Source organism: Herbaspirillum lusitanum P6-12, from assembly GCF_000256565.1.
Classification (GTDB): domain Bacteria; phylum Pseudomonadota; class Gammaproteobacteria; order Burkholderiales; family Burkholderiaceae_D; genus Herbaspirillum; species Herbaspirillum lusitanum.
Genome location: NZ_AJHH01000805.1, coordinates 1 through 737 on the forward strand (window position 1 = coordinate 1; position 737 = coordinate 737).

At 64.2% G+C, this 737-nt stretch carries 1 protein-coding gene; it reads right to left on the minus strand.

The genetic code is table 11. The annotated features are described in order from the left end of the window. Positions 1-695, minus strand: a 695-nt coding sequence (locus HLUSI_RS0125810; RefSeq protein ID WP_016836672.1) for a PfkB family carbohydrate kinase, incomplete at its 3' end; no start/stop codon positions are given. Positions 696-737: the final 42 nt, after the last annotated feature.

Sequence of the window (737 nt, forward strand, 5' to 3'; positions counted from 1 at the left end):
CAGCGCGCGCGCGTGCGCTGCAGGCAGGCTTGCGCGTCGGCGTCGCCGTGCAGGGCGCTTTCGTCATCGAGCGTGACCAGCGCGTGGCTGGCCTGCGCCAGCGCCAGCCGGGTCCAGTGCAACGCCTCGTCGCGCGACTCCCACAGGCGCGGACGGTAGTTGCTGTCGAACGCCACCCAGCCGCCGTGAGCCCGCACCGCCTGCGCCAGATCGAGCAGGCGACGGCGGCGCGCGTGGTCCAGGATGGCCAGTGTGATGCCTGAGAAATACAACAAGCTGCAGTGGGCCGCCTGCTGCATCAATGCATCGGCATGGGCTTCGTCGAGCATGTGGCGCGCAGCAGATTGCTGGCGCCAATACAGGAAGGAGCGTTCACCGGCGGCATTGGTTTCGATCCAGTACAAGCCGGGCAGGGCGTCGGGATGGGCAGCCATCAGGCTGACGCCGATGCCTTGTCGCGTTACCTCGTCGCGCAACGAGGCGCTGATGCTGTCGTTGCCTGCGGCCGAAATGAATTGGCTCTCGATTTGCCGACTGCGACGACGGAAATACACGGCCGTGTTGTAAACATCGCCGGAAAACGATTGCGCCATCGCGCGCGGCATGTGTTGTGCATCATGCCGCGGCTGCAGGAGGTGGGTGGGCCGCAGTTCGATCATGCATTCGCCGATGAACCAGGCTTGCGGTGTCGTCATGTTGATCTTTCAGGACAATAAAAATGCCGCACGGCAAAAACC